The organism is Bacillus sp. TH30, assembly GCF_016650875.1.
Classification (GTDB): Bacteria; Bacillota; Bacilli; order Bacillales; family Bacillaceae_G; genus Bacillus_A; species Bacillus_A mycoides.
Genome location: NZ_JAEKEY010000002.1, coordinates 1,815,410 through 1,835,858, shown reverse-complemented (window position 1 = coordinate 1,835,858; position 20,449 = coordinate 1,815,410). Strand labels below are relative to the sequence as shown.

The window sequence follows — 20,449 nt, the reverse complement described above, 5'->3', positions numbered from 1 at the left end:
TTAACTATTTCAAATTATAAAACATTTCTATCTGTTATGCTACAAAAATAATCAAAATGAACTGTACTACATCTGAACTTGTCAGACTTAAACTTAAAATTCTCACTATTAGAGAATATATTGACTCTTCTTTTTATTGATTGTTAAGATTAAGTATTATATTTTCTCACATACTAGTAAGAAAAGAATGTGTGATAATAATTCAGGTGTAGGAAGGGTACATAGCCATGTTTCAATTACAAAAATATAACACTTCTGTGAAGCGAGAGCTTTTAGCGGGCATCACAACTTTTTTTACATTTGCGTATATTCTTGTCATCAATCCGAAAATATTATCTGATGCAGGTGTACCATTTGATCAAGCGTTTACGGCAACTATTATTGCGACAGTTATTGGGACGCTATGTATGGCGTTTTTAGCTAACTATCCAATTGTTATTGCTCCAGCTATGGGGATGAATGCATATTTTGCTTATTCTGTCGTTCAACAGGCAGAGGGGATTACGTATGTCATTGCGTTTTCGGCAGTATTTGTAACAGGTATCATTTTTCTTTTATTATCTTTCACTTCATTTAGGCAAAAGCTAATTATCGCAATTCCTGACAGTTTAAAACATGCAATTGCAGGTGGAATTGGACTATTTATTGCTTTTATTGGATTACGTCTATCTGGAATTATCGTGGATCATCCATCTAACTTAGTTACGATTGGTGATTTTCATTCTCCAGCCGTTATTTTAACTTTAATTGGTTTAATTTTAGCGGCAGTATTAATGGTATTACGTGTGAGTGGTGCATTATTTATTAGTATGATTGTGACAGGAATTATCGCCTTCTTTACGGGGCAACTGAAGTTTGAGGATAAAATTGTAGCGATGCCTCATTTACCAGAGGGTATTATCGTTTCAAATCCAATCAATGCTTTTTCAGATGTAATTCAGTATGGATTATATGGTGTTGTATTTTCATTTTTACTTGTACTTTTATTTGATACGACAGGTGCATTACTCGGTTTAATTAAACAAGCTGGTTTAATTACAGATAATACAGAGAAACGTTTTGGCAAAGCGTTTATTGCAGATGCGATTGGCGGAACGACAGGTTCTATCTTCGGAACAAGCCCAACAGCAGCAACGATTGAATCGTCAGCTGGTATTGCTGCAGGTGGTAAAACTGGATTAACAGGTATTGTAGTTGTTGGTCTAACGATTATAACGGCATTTTTCAGCCCTGTTATCGCGTCTTTATCAAGTGTAGCTGCTATTACAGCTCCTTCATTAATTATTGTAGGTAGTTTAATGGCACAAAGCATTCGTGATATTAATTGGAATGAATTTGAAGATGCATTACCAGCATTTTTAATTTTCGTTGGTATTCCGTTAACGTCTAGTATTGCAAATGGAATTGCAATTGGATTTTTAGTGTATCCAGTATTAAAAATTGTGAAGGGGAAAGGGATGGAAGTACATCCGTTACTATATTTATTTACAATTTTATTTGGATGTCATTTATTCTTATAGTATAGAGATAGGAAAGGGGGCTTCTTATGAGAGGCTCCTTTTTTGTGTATAATAAAGTGAAAAAAACAAATCAATTACGTAAAATATAAATTGCTTAATGGAATATATATGTTACAATAAAGGCAGAGGAGGAACATGAATGGCTGTAAGTAAAATAAAAGTCGCACGTGTTCAGTTAGATTTAACACAACAACAATTAGCAGAAAAAGTAGGCGTTACAAGGCAAACGATTAGTTTAATTGAGAAGGGGAAATACAACCCGTCTTTAGATTTATGTTTGAAAATTTGTTATGCGGTAGATAAAACATTGAATGATTTGTTTTGGGAGGAAAAGGAGTGATAGGGTGAAAATCGTGAAAGATGAACGTTTAATGATTGAGGGATTAAAACATATTAGATTGGCTTTCATCTTACAAAATGTCGTCATACTAGGCATTGTTTTTTACCGTTACGTCTTGCAAGGGGCAGGGTATGAAAGTGTTTCGGATTTATTAATGGTATTTATGGGCGGGATAATAGTTATTAACTTTTTAAACTTAAAAAATTCGGTGGAAGTGTATGAGCATACAGGTGGAGTATCGCGTAGTTATTTCATGAAACTATTATTAATTCCAGTAGGGATTGTTATTGGACTGTTAGCTATTTGTATCATTGTAACACCAGGTATTTCGATAAAGGAAATTAGTATAACAGGACTTATTATCTTTGTTTGCTTTTTAATTCCTAGTTTGTTTATATACATATATATGAAAAAAATAAAAAGTGAAAATGAAATATAAGAAAAGCTTTCTGCAATATGCAGAAAGCTTTTCTTATATTTATTTATACATTACTTTATGTAGTCCTATTGGATCAATCTCGAAGATTTCACCATGCTCATGGAAACCTAATCGTTTGTAATAATCCGCTACGGTAATTCGGGCATTACACCATAGAATATTCGCTTCGCGTTCTTGGAGGAATTGTTCAGCTTTACGGATTAAGGAGCTGCCAGCATGCTGGTTTCGGAAATTAGGTAATGTTGTCATTCCTCGTAGACGATAGTGGGTACCAGCTTGTAAATCAGGATGTATTTCTTTAGAGAAAGAGGCGATACTAACAAGTTCATCATATAAAAATGCACCTAAATGAAAGGCGTCTGTTTCGTAATCTGAATCGTATTTACAATCTTCTAATGATTGATTGGGACGCAAAACCTTTTGACGTAATAAGTATGTTTCAGATGCATCAATATGTTTCACTGTAATCATAATATCGCCCTTTCTTATAAGCCTTTTTCTATAAGTTGTAAGAAGAAATATGCGGGTGCAACGAGAAGTCCTAGTATGCTAGCTGTTCCGAGAAGGAGTGAAATTAAGAGACAAAAGTACTTAATTCCATTCGATTTTTTCCATCCATAACTACAAATTTCAATGCTAATACCGATGAGAATAATGGCGACGAGTACTTCTGCTAATAATAAGAGAGCTAAAGTTGAAATAGACATAATGTGATTCATCCCCATAATATGTGATAGTAACATTTTACCATATGAAATTGAAAAAATGCCCCTCATTTATGTGAGGGACATTTTCTATTCTAATATGTTTTTCATTGTATCAATATGTTCTTTTGAACCCGTTACAAGTAAAGTATCGCCATGCTGTAACTTCGTATCACCATGTGGTATTAATGCTTTATTACCACGGTAAATTTGAATGACAAGTACATCACCTAGAAACGGAAGGCGACGAAGTGCTAAGCCGTTATATTTATTACTTCGTAGTTCAACCTCACGCACCGTTTCATTTGCTGTTGTAATCAAGCGAACGAGACTCGGTTTATCAATAAGTGCACGTAATAAAATACGTGTAGAGTTAATAGTCGAGAATACAGCGATATGTTCTTGAGTCGCTTTTTCTTGTAGAAGGGGATCTTCTACACTTGCAATGACGTGTTCAACACCTAATTCTTTTGCGTGTTCTGCTAATAATAAGTTTTGTTCATCATCACTTGTCGCAACAACAACACGGTCTGCTTCGAAAGCTTTTTGCCCCATTAAAGATTGAATAGTAATCTCATCTAATTTTACAATAGGGAAGTCATGAGATTTCGCTTCCTCATCATTTATTTTATTTTGACGTATCATATATAGTGTTACGTTATAATCTTCACGTTTTAAATCAAGTGATAACGGAAGGGTAATTCTGCTTGCACCAATAATAGATACTTTCGGTTTTGGTGTTTCCACTTTTGGAAACATCTTTTTAAATAATATAGGTGCAAAAATACAAGTAATAACCGCACTTAAAATAAGAGATGCTGATAAACTTGGGCTAATGATGCCTAGCTTTTCACCGATTTGTGCAGCCGCAATAACTAAAGAAAGTGTTGATGTTAACAAAATAGCACTTCCGAGTACGATATTGCGTGGGTACCATTTTCGTAAGACGAGTGATGGCAACAGTTTTGAAATAAAGAGTCCCACAATTAGAATTGGGATCATTAGCATACTAGAAGGCTCGTTAAAAATAGACCATACTTCTAGATTTACACCAACCATTACGAAGAAAATAGGAATGAAGAAGCCATATCCGATGGAATCAAGTTTTTCAACCATATCTTCATTTGGTGATAATAAAGATACGAGTACACCTGCTAAAAAGGCTCCCAAAATATTTTCTGCTCCAACAGATTCAGATAATCCAACTAATATTAAGATGAGTGCAAAAACAGCTCGTGTATCAATTTGTACACTACCGGCTTTTAAGCTTTCTAGGTATGGAATATTTTTAAACCGTCTTGCGACAAAGTAAATTACAATACCAGCACCGAATAGAAGAAGTAGAAGCCACATGCTTTGGCCACTTTCGGAATTTAATCCGACGAATACAGCGAGTAAAATCATTGTAACTAAGTCTGCAATAACAGCGACTAATAAAATGATTTGCCCGATTGCGGTTTTTCCTAAGTTATTTTCTTTCAATGTTGGTACGACAACACCTAAAGAAATAGTTGAAATAATTAAAGTCATGAACATTGCATTGTCTACGAATCCTAGCCATACGAATAGTAATGATAGGGCATAAGATAAAATGAAAATAAACAAGAAGATAATGCTTGCTGCTTGGAATGTGTTCGGTTCGTTTGTCGTATTCTTTTTCCCTTTTTGTTTAAAGAGCGAAAAGTCAATTTCTAAACCACTTAAAAACATTAGGAAGATAAACCCTAGTGTTGATAAGACTTGAAGCCACATATCTGGCTCAATGATGTTAAATCCACTTTTACCTACAAAGATTCCTGCGATAATTTCTGCAACAACGACAGGAAGTGCTTTTAATTTAAAGCGCTGTAACAAAAGGGGAACGAAAAACGCGATTGCGACGACAACCATAAGTGATAGAACAGAAGAATGATGTTCCATTGCGTTCTCTCCCTTCAAATAAATATAGTAACTATTTAGCCATATAATAGGAAGAAAAGCAACGGATATGGTTTCGATTTCATAAAGAAAGAGTTTTCTTAACATTTGTCATAATAAGTATATTTTGCATGATTTTGTTGTTAATTCCGTAATGTGGATGTAATAGGGGAGGGGATAAAGTGAAACTTTAATCAGTGGGGGTTTTGTTCATCACCCACTGATTATTAGCCTTCACCAATCGGGCTTTTACGGGCAGCCCGATCCCCACCTAACTTCTTTGCTTCCGCTGAATTTTGATGTGGGGGTCTTACTGCTCGTTAATGCGGGATAAAAAAAGACTGCTGAGGAATCCCAGCAGTCTTTTCATGCAAATTACATTGAGAAGAAGATCCATACAGTAAGACCAACTGTTGCAGCTGCAACGAAGAAACTGTATATCATTGTAAGAATTTGAATTCTTCCTTCTCCTTCTTTTAAATGCATGAACATAATTAATTGTAATAAAGCTTGCGCAACAGCCATTATGATAATAGTTGTTAATATCGTTGAAAGTGGCAGGGTTGTATAAAGTGCCACGTATAAAGCTAGAAACGTTAGTGCAAGCGATAAAATAAATCCGAAAACGTGTGACCATGGGAATCCGCTATGCGCATGCCCATTTGCTTGATTGTTATTTTGACCCATTTACGCCACCATCCCGTTCAAGTAAACTAGTGTGTAAATAAAGACCCAAACAAGATCAAGGAAATGCCAGTATAAGCTGATAATAAATACTTTACGAGCTGTGACTGGTGTTAAACCTCGTTTTAAAATTTGGATAATAACACAAGTTGCCCAAATGATACCACCTGTTACGTGGGCACCATGCGTTCCAAGAAGAACGAAGAATGCCGATAAGAAAGCACTTGTTTGAATTGTTGCACCTTCACCAATGTACATAATGAACTCTTCGATTTCGAAGAATAGGAAACCTGCACCTAAAAGTAAAGTTAGGATAAACCAGGCTAACATTCCTTTTTGATTGTGTTTACGCATTTCATGAATTGCGATACCACATGTGAAACTACTTGTTAAAAGTAGTAGTGTTTGAATTAAAAGCGTTTTAAGTTCAAACAGTTGCGCTGGTGTTGGGCCATCTGCCGTACGACCAGCAAGGACTAGATAAGAGGCGAAAAGTGTTGCGAACAGCATAATTTCAGCCCCAAGAAAAATCCAGAATCCTAGGATATTCAATCTGCTTTGCTCGGATTGATATTCCAAAGGTAAGCTTTTATCTAAAGCCGCCATGTCATTTCACCTCTCATGCTATATGTTCTGTTTCTTTAATTTCATCAACGCTTACGTAGTAGCCATCATCATAATCGAATGAACGATAGATTAAGCAACCTAAAATACCAATACCACCGATTGCTGCAATCCAGAACCAGCTAAATACTAATGCAAAACCTGCAAGACCGAAGAATAAAGACGCAATAATAGGCACACCAGAATTACTTGGCATGTGAATTGGTTTTAATTCATCTGCTGTTGGTGTAATTGTTTCTCCACGTTTTTTCATGAACCAGAAAGCATCAGCTTCTTTAATTTCAGGAAGTTTCGCGAAGTTGTAATGTTGTACAGGAGATTGAGTTGCCCATTCAAGTGTACGGCCGTCCCATGGATCTCCAGTTGTGTCACGCTCACCGTGACGTGCACTCCAAATTACGTTATAGCAAAGGATTAGGAAGCCAATAGCCATCATTACAGCACCAACAGATGCGATTTGGTTTAGCCAGCCCCATCCAAGACTTTCAGAGTAAGTGTACATACGACGAGTCATACCGTCTAAACCTAAGAAGTACATTGGGAAGAAACAGATGTTAAATCCGCTCATAAAGATCCAGAATGTCCATTTACCTAGGCGTTCATTTAACATATGACCTGTCATTTTTGGATACCAGTATGTGAATCCAGCAAGCATAGCGAATACTGTACCTGCGATTAATACGTAGTGGAAGTGAGCAATTAGGAAGTAGCTGTTATGGTATTGATAATCAGCTGCTGCCATTCCAAGCATAACCCCTGTAACTCCACCAACTACGAAGTTTGGAATAAATGCCAATGACCAAAGCATTGGAACTGTAAAACGAATACGTCCTTTATACAGTGTAAACAACCAGTTAAAGATCTTAACACCGGTTGGAATCGAAATCGCCATTGTCGAAATCGAGAAGAATGAGTTAACCGCTGGACCTGCACCCATAGTGAAGAAATGGTGAAGCCATACGACGAAACTTAGTAAAGAAATTGCAACCATCGAGTACACCATCGCACTGTAACCGAATAGACGTTTACGTGAGAATGTACTAATGATTTCAGAGAAAATACCGAATGCCGGTAAAATAACAATATATACTTCAGGGTGACCCCATACCCAGAATAGGTTGGCCCATAACATTGGCATACCGCCGCTCGCCATCGTAAAGAAGTGAGCATCGAATAGACGGTCAAATGTCATTAATGCAAGAGCAACTGTTAATACTGGGAAAGCGAAAATAATGATAATTGTTGTAATTAAGATTGACCAAGTAAACATTGGCATTCTCATTAATTTCATACCAGGTGTACGCATTTTTAAGATAGTAACAAGGAAGTTAATACCCGTCATCAGCGTACCGAGACCTGAAATCTGTAATGCAATTGCGTAGTAGTTATTTCCTACACCAGAAGTAAACTCTGTACCTGCCATTGGGAAGTAAGAAGTCCACCCAGCGTCTGGAGAACCACCGATTACGAAAGCGATGTTGAATAACATTGCTCCGACAAAGAATAACCAGAAACTTAAAGCATTTAAGAACGGATATGCAACGTCACGAGCACCAATTTGTAATGGTACTACAAGGTTCATTAATCCCATAACGAATGGCATTGCCATGAAAAGAATCATTACCGTACCATGTGTTGTAAAGATTCCGTTATAGTGTTCAGCGTTTAAATAAGTTGTTTCCGGGAATGTTAACTGGGCACGAATCATTAAACCATCCATACCACCACGGAATAACATTATAACGGCAGAGATAATATACATGGTCCCTATTTTTTTATGGTCAACAGTTGTCAACCACTCATCCCAAAGCCATCTCCATTTTTTGTACTTTGTTAGTACGAAAAGAATCGCTAATGTCACAAGAACGATAGAAGCGTCAGCTCCGTAAATAATCGGGTCACCTGTGACAAAAAATTCATCAAGCTTCACTGTGTTCACTCCAATCTGTTGGAATAATAGCTATTATTTTTTGTTTTTGTAGTAGTTGTAATCACAATATTCAAGTGATTTTGGATCTACATAACTTAAGTGGTGACTAGAGAACGTCATACGCCCCACTACACCAGGTTTAATAATTTCGTTATATTTCTTTTCTGATAATTTAGGGGCAGTTTCTTGTACTTCTTTTACCCACTTATCATATTTCTCTTTAGTTTTTGCTTCAACTTCGAATTCCATGTGAGTAAATCCTTCACCAGAGAAGTTCGAGCTACGACCTAGGTAAGAACCTGGTTTGTCAGCTTGTAAATATAAGTCCATGATCATGCCATCCATTGTATACTTCATACCACCAAGTTCTGGTACCCAGAAAGCATTCATTGGACCTACAGAAGTCAGTTTAAATTGAATTGGTACACCAGCTGGGATGTTTAAATAGTTAACGGTTTCAATTTTTTCCTCCGGGTAACTAAATAACCATTTCCAGTTTGCAGATGTAACATAAATTTCAACTGGTTTAATATGTTTGGACTCTTGCGGAACCTCTTCCGAAGCATAAGTTGCTTTAACTGTTGGAATCGATAATGCGATAACGATAATAACAGGAATAATTGTCCAAATGATTTCTAATAATGTGTTACCATGTTGATCAGGTGGCTCATAGTCCATATTCTCTGGTTTTTCACGATAACGAATCAAGATGACTGTAAACAAGATGAATACAATTGCGATAATTAATGACATAAGCAAGAATGACCAAACAATTAAATCATACTGTGCTTTTGCAACAGGTCCTTGCGGATTTAATACTGCGAGTTTTTTATCACAGCCACCGAGGAACAGAAGTAATGATAACGGAAGAAGCGAAGCCAACTTCCAAAATGCTTTCTTTAGTTGCACGATTGAAAATCTCCTTTCTCCTTGGATTGAAACTATGCCAATAAAACAATATAAACCTATTAATTTATAGATGGCAATAGTTTTTGTTATATTGTTAAAAAATAGACACAAATGCACGCTTTTTAAGGTGAATATCATTTGTAACTTGATAACATTGTAAACTATTTTCCAGATAAAAACGTGATTGTGGGAATTTTAAGATAAATAAAGTTATACCAACATACCCAATAAATAGAAAAAAATTATCTTATCATAAGGAAAAATACTGAATTTTTAATATATTCAGTTTATTACCTAAGTTATATTTCTTTTTTGCTCAAATGTGACAACTTTCCGAAACTTTAACTCGGTATAAAATGTAACAAATGATCATAAATGGAACCCAGCAATAAAGAGCAATTCTCTGATCTGGAATGAAAGCTAAACTAACAAATGTAAGGAAATTGAGTGAGAAAGCTACGATTGGAACTATTGGATAAAGTGGTGTGCGGTATTTTAATTCTGCTTGTTCTACTTGTTGATTCATATGTCCCTCCCCCCATATTTTTTTGTATGTTTTAACTAGATTTTATTCGGTGCTTTTAATCATTAGTGGGGGTGAAAAACATACTTGGTTTATTTTGTTGTGAACTGAGTATGTAAAGGAAAAACTAACTATGACTAAATACCTTAGAATGTTTATTAACCTAGTGAAGGAAATGTGATTCTTTCACTAGGTTAATAATTTTGTTTTTTAGTAAAAAATTCCGAAAAAATATATTTTTTCTTTCTATTTCAAACAATCGGAATTTTAAAAAGGTATTTGTGAATAATAATTCACAGAATCTTTCTAGCAAACTAGTAAGAAGAAAGGTACAATGATAGGAGTTGTGCCTTTAAAATAATTGATATAATGGAGTTTGGTTTATGATGAAAAAGTTAAAATATATTTTTATTTTCGGTATTATATTTGCTGTCGTGTTCTTTTTCGAGAAAGATAAAATTATGAAAAAGGCACAAGAATTTCGGTTAGACCTTTTCTCTGAGATGAAAGAAAGTGCAATGATTACAGAGGTTCCGTTTATTAGACAGTTACCTGAATTACCTAGAGGTTGTGAAGTGACAAGTTTAACTATGCTACTACAACATAAAGGTGTACAAGTAGATAAGATGCAACTTGCTAGTGAAATTCATCGCGTTCCATTTAAACAAGATGGTTTGCATGGAAATCCGTATGAGGGATTCGTTGGAAATATTTACACGAAAGCTGAGCCGGGATACGGTGTATATAATCAACCGATTTTTAATTTAGCAGAAAAGTATGTTCCTGAAAAAGTAATTAATTTAACGGGTAGAGACGTGCAAGATCTATATAAAGTAATTAGTTCTGGTTCTCCAGTATGGGTAATTATTAATACAACGTTTAAACCATTAGCCGAAAGTAGTTTTGAAACATGGAATACGAGTTCAGGTGAAGTGAAAATTACATATTATGAGCATAGTGTTGTAGTAATTGGATATGATCAAAACTTTGTATACGTAAATGATCCTCTTGCAAACAATCCACGAAAAGCTGTTCCTCGTGCTGAATTTGAAAAGGCATGGGAGCAAATGGGGAAACAAGCAATTACTATTTTATAAAATGAAAAGTCATCTTGAGATGGCTTTTTCTTTTTGAATATTCGTTATAGAAAATTCTGAAAATTCTTTCAGAAGTTAACAATTCACGCTATAATAACATTTAACTTGGTAAAGAAGGGGAGAAGAGAAATGGATGTCGCAAAGGAACTTGTTTTATCAAAGAATCAGTTGATTGAGTGGAGAAGGCATTTTCATAAGTATCCAGAGTTATCTTTTCAAGAGGAAAAAACATCTCAATTTGTATTCGACATACTTCGGGAAATCCCGTATTTAGAAGTCTCAAGGCCTACTAAATATAGTGTAATGGCAAGGTTAATTGGTAGGCAGCCTGGTAAAACTATCGCGGTTCGTGCTGATATGGATGCTCTTCCTATTCATGAAGAAAATAAGTTTGATTTTATTTCTATATATCCAGGTGTGATGCATGCGTGTGGTCACGATGGTCACATGGCAATATTGCTTGGTGTAGTACATAAGTTGGTAGAGGAAAGAGAGAAAGTTAAAGGAGAGATTCGCTTTTTATTTCAACATGCAGAAGAAAACTTTCCGGGCGGTGCAGAGGAAATGGTCGCAGCGGGAGTGATGACAGGTGTGGATTACATTATTGGTGCTCATCTTTGGGCGTCATTGGAGGTTGGAAAAGTGGGTGTAATTTATGGTCCTGCGATGGCGGCGCCGGACGTTTTTAAAATTACGATAGAGGGAAAAGGTGGGCATGCTGGAATTCCGCATGAAACAGTTGATAGTATCGCCATTGGTGCGCAAGTAGTTTCGCAAATTCAGCAAATTGTATCTCGCCTCACGAATCCGTTAGATTCTCTCGTAGTATCTGTTACGCAATTTCATTCTGGGACAACTCATAATGTTATCCCGGAACAAGCGGAGATTGAAGGGACAGTGAGAAGTTTAAGGCATGAATTAAGAGAAGAAACAAAGAAGAAGCTTGAAAGGATTGTAAAACATATTACAGAATCCTACGGTGCTAAGTATACATTTTCTTATGAATATGGATATCGCCCAGTTGTGAACGATTATGAAGTTACAGAGCTTATTGAACATACAGCATTACAGCTGTATGGAAGAGAAAGAGTTGTTCGTTTACAGCCAACGATGGCAGGGGAAGATTTTTCAGCATTTTTACAAAAGGCACCAGGGACGTTCTTTTTTATAGGGGCAGGAAATGAAGAGAAGGGAATTATATATCCGCATCATCACCCTCGTTTTACAATTGACGAAGACGCATTACCAATTGGAGTGGAAGTCTTTGTATCATCTATTATGAATTTTATAAGTAAAGGAGAATGAGATGAAAAAAATACACGTGCTAGCACTTATTCCAGTTCTTTGTTTAGTAGTTGGACCAATATTTGCAAATTCGGTCACTCCTTACGTATGGGGGATGCCATTTTTATTATTTTGGGTACTATTATCAGTGCTCATTACGTCTCTTTGTATGGGTCTTGTGTACGTATTCGATCCTGCTAATAAGGGGGATGTAAAATGACAGCATTACTTATCATTATTTTATTTTTATTTCTAGCACTATTTTTAGGGATTCGGGCACAACATGGAAAAGATATGAATTTAGAGCAATGGTCAGTTGGGGGAAGAGGGTTTGGGACCATTTTCGTATTTCTCCTTATGGCAGGAGAAATTTATACGACATTTACATTTTTAGGAGGAAGTGGCTGGGCGTATAGTAAAGGAGCTCCTACTTTTTATATTTTAGGATATGGAGCACTAGCTTATATTTTATCGTATTTTTTATTGCCGCCAGTTTGGAAGTATGCGAAAGAGCATAACCTTGTTTCACAGTCGGATTTTTTTGCGAAGAAATATAAGAGTAAGGCACTTGGAATAATCGTTTCAATTATTGGTGTTGTTTCTATCATTCCATATCTTGTTTTGCAGCTAAAGGGATTAGGAATTATCGTTTCGGAGGCATCTTATGGCAGAGTATCACCGGTTGTTGCAGTTTGGATTGGTGCTATTGTTATAACTATATATGTAATGGTTTCAGGTATACATGGTTCGGCTTGGACAGCTGCTTTGAAGGATATTATGATACTATTCATCGTTATGTTTTTAGGTATATATTTACCGTATCATTATTATGGAGGATTTCAGCCGATGTTCGAAGCTGTAGAAGCTGCGAAACCAGGGTTTTTATCTTTACCTGAAGAAGGAATGAGTATTTCTTGGTTTGTTTCTACTATTATATTAACGGCCCTCGGTTTCTACATGTGGCCTCATACATTTGCCTCTGCTTTCTCTGCAAAAAATGAAAAAGTATTTCGTAAAAATGCGGCAATCATGCCACTGTATTCTTTAGTTTTGCTTTTCGTATTCTTTGCAGGGTTTGCTGCTATATTACAAGTTCCAGGATTAAAGGGAGCGGATGTAGACCTTTCGTTATTCCGTCTTGCTCTTCAAACTTTTGATCCTTGGTTTATTGGGATTATTGGTAGTGCGGGGGTATTAACGGCGTTAGTTCCAGGTTCCATGCTTGTTATGGCCGCTTCCACACTATTGGCAAAAAATATTTATCGAACAATGGTGCCATCTGCTTCAGATAGACAAGTTGCTAAAGCTGCAAAATTATTTGTGCCTGTAGTAACGCTCGTAGCAGTATTGTTTACATTTAAAGGAGGAGAAACAATAGGGGCACTTCTTTTAATGGGATACAGTATAGTGACACAACTTTTCCCTGCGCTTGTATGTAGTTTGTTTCCTCGGCAAATTATTACGAAGCAAGGAGCGATTGCAGGGATGGGGATTGGGCTGTTAGTTGTTGCATATATCACCTTATCTGGTTCTACTATAGCTACAATGTTTCCGGGTTTCCCGCAATATATAAAAGATTTGAATGTAGGTATAGTCGCATTGTTAATTAATATTATTGTGATGTTTATAGTTAGTGAATTTACGAAAAGTGTATCTATAAAGACAGACAATATAATAGTAGAAAAGTAACCCGCGTGTTAGAGCTATCTTCGAAAAGAGATAGCTCTTTTTTGTATATATTTTCTTCTATTAGCGGAATCTAACTAAAAACTTGTTGAAAAGGAAGTTAGGTGGGGAAATTGTTAGAGCTAAAAGGTAACTTGTTTGAAGTTATGAAGGAAATTAGAGATGAGTTAGGTTCACCTAATGATTTAACAATTAGAGAAGTTGCTCTTGCTGGTAGCATTACACGTTGTGCGGTTGTTTTTTTATGTGGATTGACAGATAAGGATAATGTTTATAAATACGTAGTTCGTACACTTCAATATGAAGAAATACCAAATGAAACAGCTGTGGTTCAAACATTATTGGATCGTTTTATTTCTATTGCAGAAGTCGGTATGAAGACAACGTTTCCAGACATTATAAATGCGATTTTAGCAGGAGACACAGTTATATTAATTGATAATATTCAAACCGCTATTGTCATTAATAGCCGAGCATGGGAAAAAAGAAGTCTAGAATCTCCAGTAACAGAAGATTTAATACGTGGACCAAGAATTGGATTGAATGAAGATATTAACGTAAATAAGATGTTAATTCGCCGCAGCTTACGTGATCCGAAGTTAAGGTTTCAATCCTATATTATGGGGAAGCGATCGCAAAAAGAAGTAACTTTAGTCTATATAGAGGATATTATTAACCCTTATATTGTAGACGAATTAGATCGACGGCTTCAATCAATAGTGACAGACGTTATTCTTGAGACAGGAACGATTGAGCAATTAATTCAAGACAATAATTTATCACCATTCCCGCAATTTTTGAATACAGAAAGACCTGATAATATAGTGGCTGCACTAGCGAAAGGAAAAGCGGCCATTTTAGTGGACGGATCACCATTTGCTCTTATCGCTCCACTAGTGTTTGTTGATATTTTTCAATCTGTAGAAGATCATTATGAGCGCTGGGTAATTGGTACGTTATTAAGAATTTTGCGTATGGGATCAGGTATTGCTGCTGTTTTACTACCTGCCACATATGTAGCGCTTGTTTCGTATCATCAAGGGCTTATTCCCTCTAAATTAGCTTATTCTATTGCGGGAGCGAGAGAAGGGGTGCCATTTCCTGCTTATATTGAAACCCTAATGATGGCATTAACGATGGAATTAATACGAGAAGCCGGGATTAGGCTTCCGAAACCGATGGGGCAAACAATTGGTATCGTAGGTGGTCTTGTAATTGGAGAAGCGGCAGTAAATGCGGGGATTGTAAATCCGTTTTTAGTAATTATTATTGCGGTTACGGCAATTGCTACATTTTCACTTCCTGTATATAGCATTACGATTACGTTTCGGATTTTACTTTTCGTCTTCGTGTTAGCTGCAACTGCTTTTGGGTTGTACGGAATAATTTTAGCTCTTATTGCACTTGCGGTTCATATTACAAATTTAAAGAGTGTTGGGGTTCCGTATACAACACCTATTGCTCCTGCTTTTTATAAAGATTGGGAAGAAGAATTGGTTCGCTTACCAAAATCAATGTTAAAAGAGAGACCAGAATATTTACAAACGAAAGACTCTACATTACGTCCAAAGGAGCGAGAGTAATTGAAGCCATTTGAATATGGGGATGAAGAAATTGGATCTCGGGAACTTGGTTTTGCGGTATCGTCAACAATTATCGGTATAGGTGCATTATCTATGCCGCGAGATATTGCTACGCAAACTTTATTTTCGGACGGTTGGATTATTTTACTTTTGGGTGGATTGATATGTGCGGTTTTAGGTTGGTTTGTAACGAGGGTAGCTATTTTATTCCCAAAACAAAACTTTGTTCAATATACAAGTGCACATTTGACGAAGCCTGTTGCATACACAATTAGTAGCATTTTAGTATTAACATTTGCTGCTTTGACAGCATATGAATCGCGAATGATTGCAATTATTTCACAAACATATTTATTTAGTGATACACCAATACAGCTACTCTCTTTCTTCTTCTTATTAGTTGTTATTTATGGAGTAGCAGGATCGAGAGCGGCTTTAGTAAGGTTAAATGTTCTATTTTTACCTATCGTGTTCATTGCGATAGTGTTGCTTTCTTTATTGAATGTGAATTTAATGGAAATAAACAATTTACTACCGGCTTTTCAAACGAACGCAAGTCAATATGCTGTAGGAGTTAAAAATTCTATTTTCACATTTATTGGATTTGAGGTAGCTCTGTTTTATGCTGTGATGTTGAACGATAAGACAGCGAAAAAAGCGCCAATGGCAGTTGCAAAAGCAGTGATGGTAAATGTGCTGTCATACATTTTAATTTATGTAACTTGTATTAGCGTTTTTACGTATATGACAACCCGTGGATTGACGTATCCAACAATTGAATTGGGTAAAGAAATTGAAATTGGTGGAGGTTTTTTAGAAAGATTTGATGCCATTTTTTTTACTACTTGGATTATTACTATTTATAACACTACAGCAATGTATTATGACGTCGCATCTTTATTATTTTGTGCTATGTTTCCGAAAGTGAAGAAACATATTTTCATTTTTGTAAGTGCCCCGATTATTTTTATGGCGAATATGATACCTAGTAATTTGAATACTTTGTCAAGTTATGGGACTTATTTAGCTTGGATAGATATGGGGTTTGTCGTGCTAGCGCCTTTGTTAGTTTTTATTGTATATAAAATAAAAAGAAGGAATGGTAGAAATGAAACACCTTCTTAAAATTATAATGGTTATGGTTTTAGCTGGATCTATAAGTGGGTGCTCTGAGCTAGAAGAAATAGAAGAAAGAGGATTTGTAGTAGGCGCAGCTTACGATGTTGTGAAGGCAAAGAAATCAAATCCAATTATGAAAGGGACGTATCAGATGGTACTTCCCAGTAAGTTAGCGCAACAAGGTGGCCAAGGTGGTGGAGATAGTGAAAATTATATTAATGTTAGTGCGAAAGCAGATAGTGTCTTTGAGCAAATACGAATTATCGCTAAAAAAATTAGTCGCTCATTATTCTTTCCGCATATACAAGTGATAATTTTTTCTAAAGATTTACTAGCGAATCCATATGTTTTACAAAATACGTTAGATGTATATATTCGTGATCACGAGATGAGAAGAAATATTCGTTTGTTCGTTTCTAAGAAAAATGCAGAAGCTATTTTAAAGCAGAGTGCCAAGCCTGAGAACTTACCGGCACAGTATATTGATATGTTAGCTGAGCATCCTCCGAAAAATGCTCAAATGATTGAAGCTGCAAGAATTGGTGAGGTACAGCAAAAAATGATTACTAACCAAAGTTTCGTATTACCTATTCTCGAACTAACAAAGCAGGGGGTACAAATGAACGGGGCAGCGTTGTTTCGTGGAAAAGATAATAAGTGTGTAGGCAGTTTGAATGGAGAAGAAACATTAGGAATGAATTATGTAATAGGTAAAAAAATTGGAGGGTTCTATACTATCCGTAAACAAGGTCAGCTTGTTACATACGAAATTCATAAGATGCACCGAAAGATTAAAGTATCTACGGAAAATGCTACAAAACCGAAGTTTGATATCCATTTATCTTTGGAAGGGACCTTAGCAGAGTTGCATTTTAGTGATCATAAACAAATTATGAATGAAAAGCGATTAAAGAAAACCATTGCGGAGGAAATGGAGAAGCGAATCCAAAAATCGATTAAGCTTGTTCAAAAAAAATATAAGGTAGATGTATTAGCGTTAGGAGAAGTATATAAGCGGCATAATTATAAAGAATGGAAGAAGATAGATAAGAATTGGGATCAAGGTGAAAATTATTTTAGTAATGCTGAAATTACTGTTCATGTTCATCCAACAATTGAACATTCGGGTTCGGCTTTACCGAAGAGAGTGAAATAAGGGTGATTAAATTTGTTTACTGGATTAGGAATTAGTTGCACGATATTAATGGCGGTTCTTCCAGGGACCATATATTTTATTCATAAAAAAATCACAACGTATGGAGCTCAGCCGTGGAAAGATAAAAAGAAACCTGAATGAGTTTCAGGTTTCTTTTATGCACAAAGCATATGGTGAAGGGGGATACCTTCTATGTATGCTTTGTTTTTTATACAAGTCCTAACCAATGTACCAATTGTGTAGAGAGGAATGTAACAACAATTGCGATAACAGTAGGGATTGCGAACGATAAGAATGTCCATTTTGCACTTTTTGTTTCTTTATATATGTTAACTAGTGTTGTTCCACATGGGAAATGAAGAAGAGAGAACAACATTGTGTTTAACGCGGTTAACCAAGTCCAACCGTGTTCTAAGAATAGATTTTTAATTTGATTAAAATCATCTATTTCAGTTAAAGCACCAGTTGATAAGTAAGACATTAATAAAATCGGAATAACAATTTCATTAGCTGGTAGTCCAAGAATAAACGCTGCTAGAATAAATCCGTCAAGTCCTAACATTTTAGCAAATGGATCTAGGAAGTTTACAAAATACATAAGTAAGCTTGTGTCACCGATGAAAATATTAGCAAGTAACCAAGTTAATGCAGCTGCAGGGGCAGCTACAACTACAGCTCGTTTTAAAACATATATTGATTTATCGAGTGTTGCGCGTACAATTGTATTCCAAACTTTTGGCTTACGGTACGGTGGTAACTCAAGTGTGTAGTGAGTCGGAACACCTTTTAAAGCTGTTTTTGATAGTACCCAAGAAACGGTTAATGTCATAATGACACCAATTACAACCATTCCAACTACAACGCCAGCAGTAACAAGTGTTTGCATACTACCTGTATAACCAGCAGCCATAAATAATGAAGCCATTAAAATTAACATAGGCCAGCGACCGTTACAAGGAACGAAGTTGTTTGTTAAGATTGCAAGCATACGTTCACGTGGTGATTCAATAATACGTGTTGACATGATGGCAGCTGCATTACAACCGAATCCCATTGCCATTGTTAAAGATTGCTTGCCATGTGCACCAGATCGTTTGAATAAGCGGTCCATGTTAAATGCGACACGTGGTAAATATCCGTAGTTTTCTAATAGCGCGAACATAGGGAAAAAGATTGCCATAGGTGGTAACATAACGCTAATAACAGCACCGATACCGCGGAATAAACCAAGTATTAAAATGCCATGTAGCCATTCTGGTGCATGCATTGCTTGGAACCAAGATGTTAAATATCCTTCTACCCAGCCAAAGAACTTAGCGATCATATCAGAAGGTACGTTAGCGCCTGCAATTGTAAGATAAAAAATAATAGATAAAATACCGAGCATAATTGGGAATCCCCAGATTGGAGATGTGAAAATTTTATCTAGTTTTTCAGAACGATACAATTTATCGGTATTTGTATATTGAACAGCTTCTTTACATATACTTGCGGAGGTTCGATAAATATCTCCGACAATATCATCTCGTATATCTTCTTTTGAAAGTGTTTGTGCATGTTGAACAATATAGTCCAGTGGAAGAGCTTTACTGGCTGAGTGAGATTCCATTGATTATAACCTCCCTTACAAGTGGTTCGTTATGGTGTTTTTGAAGTGTAGTTAAGAAATTCTTATCTCCATCTAATATACGTAATGCAATCCAACGTGCTGGATACGTATCACCGAATACTTTATAAATTTGTGGTTCTAATTCCTGAATCATATTTTCGATTTTATCGTTATAAGTAATTTTAATTGGTGTTGGAATTAGTTTTTTATTTGCTACTTTAGCGATGACATTTAGCAAATGACCAATGCCTACTCGATTGCGAGCAGAAATCTTCACTACAGGTACACCGAGTGATTTTGCTAATTTCTTTTCGTCAATAATGATTCCTTTTTTCTCCGCTTCATCAATTAAGTTAATACAAATGACCACATCGTTTGTCATTTCCATCACTTGGAGTGCTAAATTTAAATTTCTTTCCATTGCAGTTGCGTCTATAACAACTACAGTTACTTCTGGTTTTTCAAATATAATATAATCTCGTGCGACTTCTTCATCTGCCGAATTTGAATACAGTGAGTAAGTTCCAGGTAAATCTATTATTGTATATATATTTCCGCCATGCTTATATTCCCCTTCAGCCTTTAAAACAGTTTTCCCCGTCCAGTTTCCAGTATGTTGTTTTAAGCCTGTTAAAGTATTAAATAATGTACTTTTCCCGGTATTCGGGTTACCAGCTAACGCAATGCGATGGTTACTCATCTGAAATCATCTCCTATTAATACCCCGAAAATAAGGGAGCTTTCTTCACTACGCAGTGCAATAGTTGTGTTGCTTACTTGATAAGCGACTGGGTCTCCAAGTGGGCTGCGTTGTAATACTTTAATTGTCGCTCCAGGAAAAAAGCCTAAATCTAATAAACGTCGTTTCATAGTTCCTTCTAATTGTATCTTCTCAATTTGTACAAACTCTCCTGTTTTAAATTCAGAAAGTGGTTTTGTATTAGCCGATACCATAAAAGTTACCTCATCTCTATATTTTTAGTTTAAGTTTAAAAAGTTTCCTTAGGTAAACTTTTTGATACTAATATAGTAGACTACATTTAATGATGCTGTCAATTAGTACTTTAAAAATATTCAATTATTTTTAGAATTGTTCCAATTTATTGAGTTGTACCGAAAAATATTACTGAAATTCTTCTTAATGTAAATAAAGTAAGAGTGTAAAATTTAAAAAATATAGTGGATTTGTAAATATAGCTTTAACTTAAAGGGCAAAATAAAGAAAAATATTTACATTGAATTTACATTGTTAAGATTAAATTTACAATACTACGTGTTTAGTGTGGGTTTTGTTGGCTTTTTCAACTGTAAATGTTGGAATGTCT

21 protein-coding genes and 1 pseudogene are annotated in these 20,449 nt (G+C 35.7%); 11 read left to right on the top strand and 11 right to left on the bottom strand.

From position 1 onward, the window contains the following. Positions 1-227 precede the first annotated feature (227 nt). The 3 genes from JFU20_RS11730 (at position 228) to JFU20_RS11720 (ending at position 2,299) form a co-directional block, all read left to right on the top strand. The gene (locus JFU20_RS11730; protein ID WP_002010534.1) at positions 228-1,520 is read left to right on the top strand and encodes an NCS2 family permease; all 1,293 of its coding nucleotides are present in this window, start codon (positions 228-230) and stop codon (positions 1,518-1,520) included. 139 nt (positions 1,521-1,659) lie between these two features. Further along, positions 1,660-1,860: a helix-turn-helix transcriptional regulator gene (locus JFU20_RS11725; RefSeq protein WP_000301182.1), complete on the top strand. Its 201-nt coding sequence runs from the start codon at positions 1,660-1,662 to the stop codon at positions 1,858-1,860. A 4-nt stretch (positions 1,861-1,864) separates the two neighbouring features. Then, positions 1,865-2,299, top strand: a complete 435-nt coding sequence (locus JFU20_RS11720) for a hypothetical protein (RefSeq protein ID WP_002125294.1) — start codon at positions 1,865-1,867, stop codon at positions 2,297-2,299. Positions 2,300-2,338: 39 nt separating this feature from the next. Here JFU20_RS11720 and JFU20_RS11715 read toward each other — a convergent pair whose 3' ends face one another. The 8 genes and pseudogenes from JFU20_RS11715 to JFU20_RS11680 form a co-directional block, all read right to left on the bottom strand. After that, a complete protein-coding gene (locus JFU20_RS11715; protein ID WP_002167118.1) occupies positions 2,339-2,770 on the bottom strand; it encodes a GNAT family N-acetyltransferase in 432 nt (143 codons plus the stop codon). A gap of 14 nt (positions 2,771-2,784) precedes the next feature. Continuing rightward, positions 2,785-3,075 (bottom strand): DUF4022 family protein, encoded by a 291-nt coding sequence (locus tag JFU20_RS11710; RefSeq protein WP_002090894.1) that lies wholly within the window; start codon positions 3,073-3,075, stop codon positions 2,785-2,787. 18 nt (positions 3,076-3,093) lie between these two features. Continuing rightward, positions 3,094-4,923, bottom strand: coding sequence for a monovalent cation:proton antiporter family protein (locus JFU20_RS11705; protein WP_201038634.1), 1,830 nt, complete (start codon positions 4,921-4,923; stop codon positions 3,094-3,096). A 372-nt stretch (positions 4,924-5,295) separates the two neighbouring features. Further along, a complete protein-coding gene (gene qoxD / locus JFU20_RS11700; protein ID WP_002010600.1) occupies positions 5,296-5,607 on the bottom strand; it encodes a cytochrome aa3 quinol oxidase subunit IV in 312 nt (103 codons plus the stop codon). Continuing rightward, entirely contained in the window at positions 5,608-6,210 is a 603-nt protein-coding gene (qoxC, locus tag JFU20_RS11695) for a cytochrome aa3 quinol oxidase subunit III (RefSeq protein ID WP_002010602.1), read from the bottom strand. It lies immediately after the preceding gene. A gap of 13 nt (positions 6,211-6,223) precedes the next feature. Next, positions 6,224-8,158, bottom strand: coding sequence for a cytochrome aa3 quinol oxidase subunit I (qoxB, locus tag JFU20_RS11690; protein ID WP_002063826.1), 1,935 nt, complete (start codon positions 8,156-8,158; stop codon positions 6,224-6,226). A gap of 33 nt (positions 8,159-8,191) precedes the next feature. Next, positions 8,192-9,067, bottom strand: a complete 876-nt coding sequence (locus tag JFU20_RS11685) for a cytochrome aa3 quinol oxidase subunit II (RefSeq protein ID WP_002010605.1) — start codon at positions 9,065-9,067, stop codon at positions 8,192-8,194. 294 nt (positions 9,068-9,361) lie between these two features. Then, positions 9,362-9,569 (bottom strand): annotated as a pseudogene (locus JFU20_RS11680) (amino acid permease); the annotation flags it as partial. A 407-nt stretch (positions 9,570-9,976) separates the two neighbouring features. On the opposite strand from JFU20_RS11680, the gene JFU20_RS11675 reads away from it, so the two are divergent. From JFU20_RS11675 to JFU20_RS30430, 8 genes are all read left to right on the top strand, one after another. After that, positions 9,977-10,687, top strand: a complete 711-nt coding sequence (locus JFU20_RS11675; RefSeq protein ID WP_033708611.1) for a C39 family peptidase — start codon at positions 9,977-9,979, stop codon at positions 10,685-10,687. 129 nt (positions 10,688-10,816) lie between these two features. After that, positions 10,817-11,992: an amidohydrolase gene (locus tag JFU20_RS11670; protein WP_002167120.1), complete on the top strand. Its 1,176-nt coding sequence runs from the start codon at positions 10,817-10,819 to the stop codon at positions 11,990-11,992. A gap of 1 nt (position 11,993) precedes the next feature. Further along, complete coding sequence (locus JFU20_RS11665) at positions 11,994-12,191, top strand: DUF3311 domain-containing protein (protein WP_002167121.1); 198 nt, start codon at positions 11,994-11,996, stop codon at positions 12,189-12,191. Continuing rightward, a complete protein-coding gene (locus tag JFU20_RS11660; RefSeq protein WP_002010612.1) occupies positions 12,188-13,660 on the top strand; it encodes a sodium:solute symporter family protein in 1,473 nt (490 codons plus the stop codon). The genes JFU20_RS11665 and JFU20_RS11660 overlap by 4 nt, the downstream gene beginning before the upstream one ends. A gap of 101 nt (positions 13,661-13,761) precedes the next feature. Then, positions 13,762-15,240 (top strand): spore germination protein GerLA, encoded by a 1,479-nt coding sequence (gene gerLA / locus JFU20_RS11655; RefSeq protein WP_002010614.1) that lies wholly within the window; start codon positions 13,762-13,764, stop codon positions 15,238-15,240. Continuing rightward, positions 15,241-16,365 (top strand): spore germination protein GerLB, encoded by a 1,125-nt coding sequence (gene gerLB, locus JFU20_RS11650; protein ID WP_002010615.1) that lies wholly within the window; start codon positions 15,241-15,243, stop codon positions 16,363-16,365. Beyond that, positions 16,349-17,515 (top strand): Ger(x)C family spore germination protein, encoded by a 1,167-nt coding sequence (locus tag JFU20_RS11645; protein ID WP_002167123.1) that lies wholly within the window; start codon positions 16,349-16,351, stop codon positions 17,513-17,515. The genes gerLB and JFU20_RS11645 overlap by 17 nt, the downstream gene beginning before the upstream one ends. 12 nt (positions 17,516-17,527) lie before the next feature. Beyond that, positions 17,528-17,656, top strand: a complete 129-nt coding sequence (locus JFU20_RS30430) for a hypothetical protein (protein ID WP_002010618.1) — start codon at positions 17,528-17,530, stop codon at positions 17,654-17,656. Between the two features lie 67 nt (positions 17,657-17,723). On the opposite strand, the gene JFU20_RS11640 is transcribed toward JFU20_RS30430, so the two are convergent. The 3 genes from JFU20_RS11640 to JFU20_RS11630 are packed head-to-tail and all read right to left on the bottom strand — an operon-like array spanning position 17,724 to position 20,078. Continuing rightward, positions 17,724-19,124 (bottom strand): nucleoside recognition domain-containing protein, encoded by a 1,401-nt coding sequence (locus JFU20_RS11640; protein WP_002125307.1) that lies wholly within the window; start codon positions 19,122-19,124, stop codon positions 17,724-17,726. Continuing rightward, positions 19,102-19,824, bottom strand: coding sequence for a FeoB small GTPase domain-containing protein (locus tag JFU20_RS11635; RefSeq protein ID WP_002010621.1), 723 nt, complete (start codon positions 19,822-19,824; stop codon positions 19,102-19,104). Before JFU20_RS11635 ends, JFU20_RS11640 begins: the two co-directional genes overlap by 23 nt. Continuing rightward, positions 19,821-20,078, bottom strand: coding sequence for a FeoA family protein (locus JFU20_RS11630; protein ID WP_002134462.1), 258 nt, complete (start codon positions 20,076-20,078; stop codon positions 19,821-19,823). The genes JFU20_RS11635 and JFU20_RS11630 overlap by 4 nt, the downstream gene beginning before the upstream one ends. Positions 20,079-20,449 lie beyond the last annotated feature (371 nt).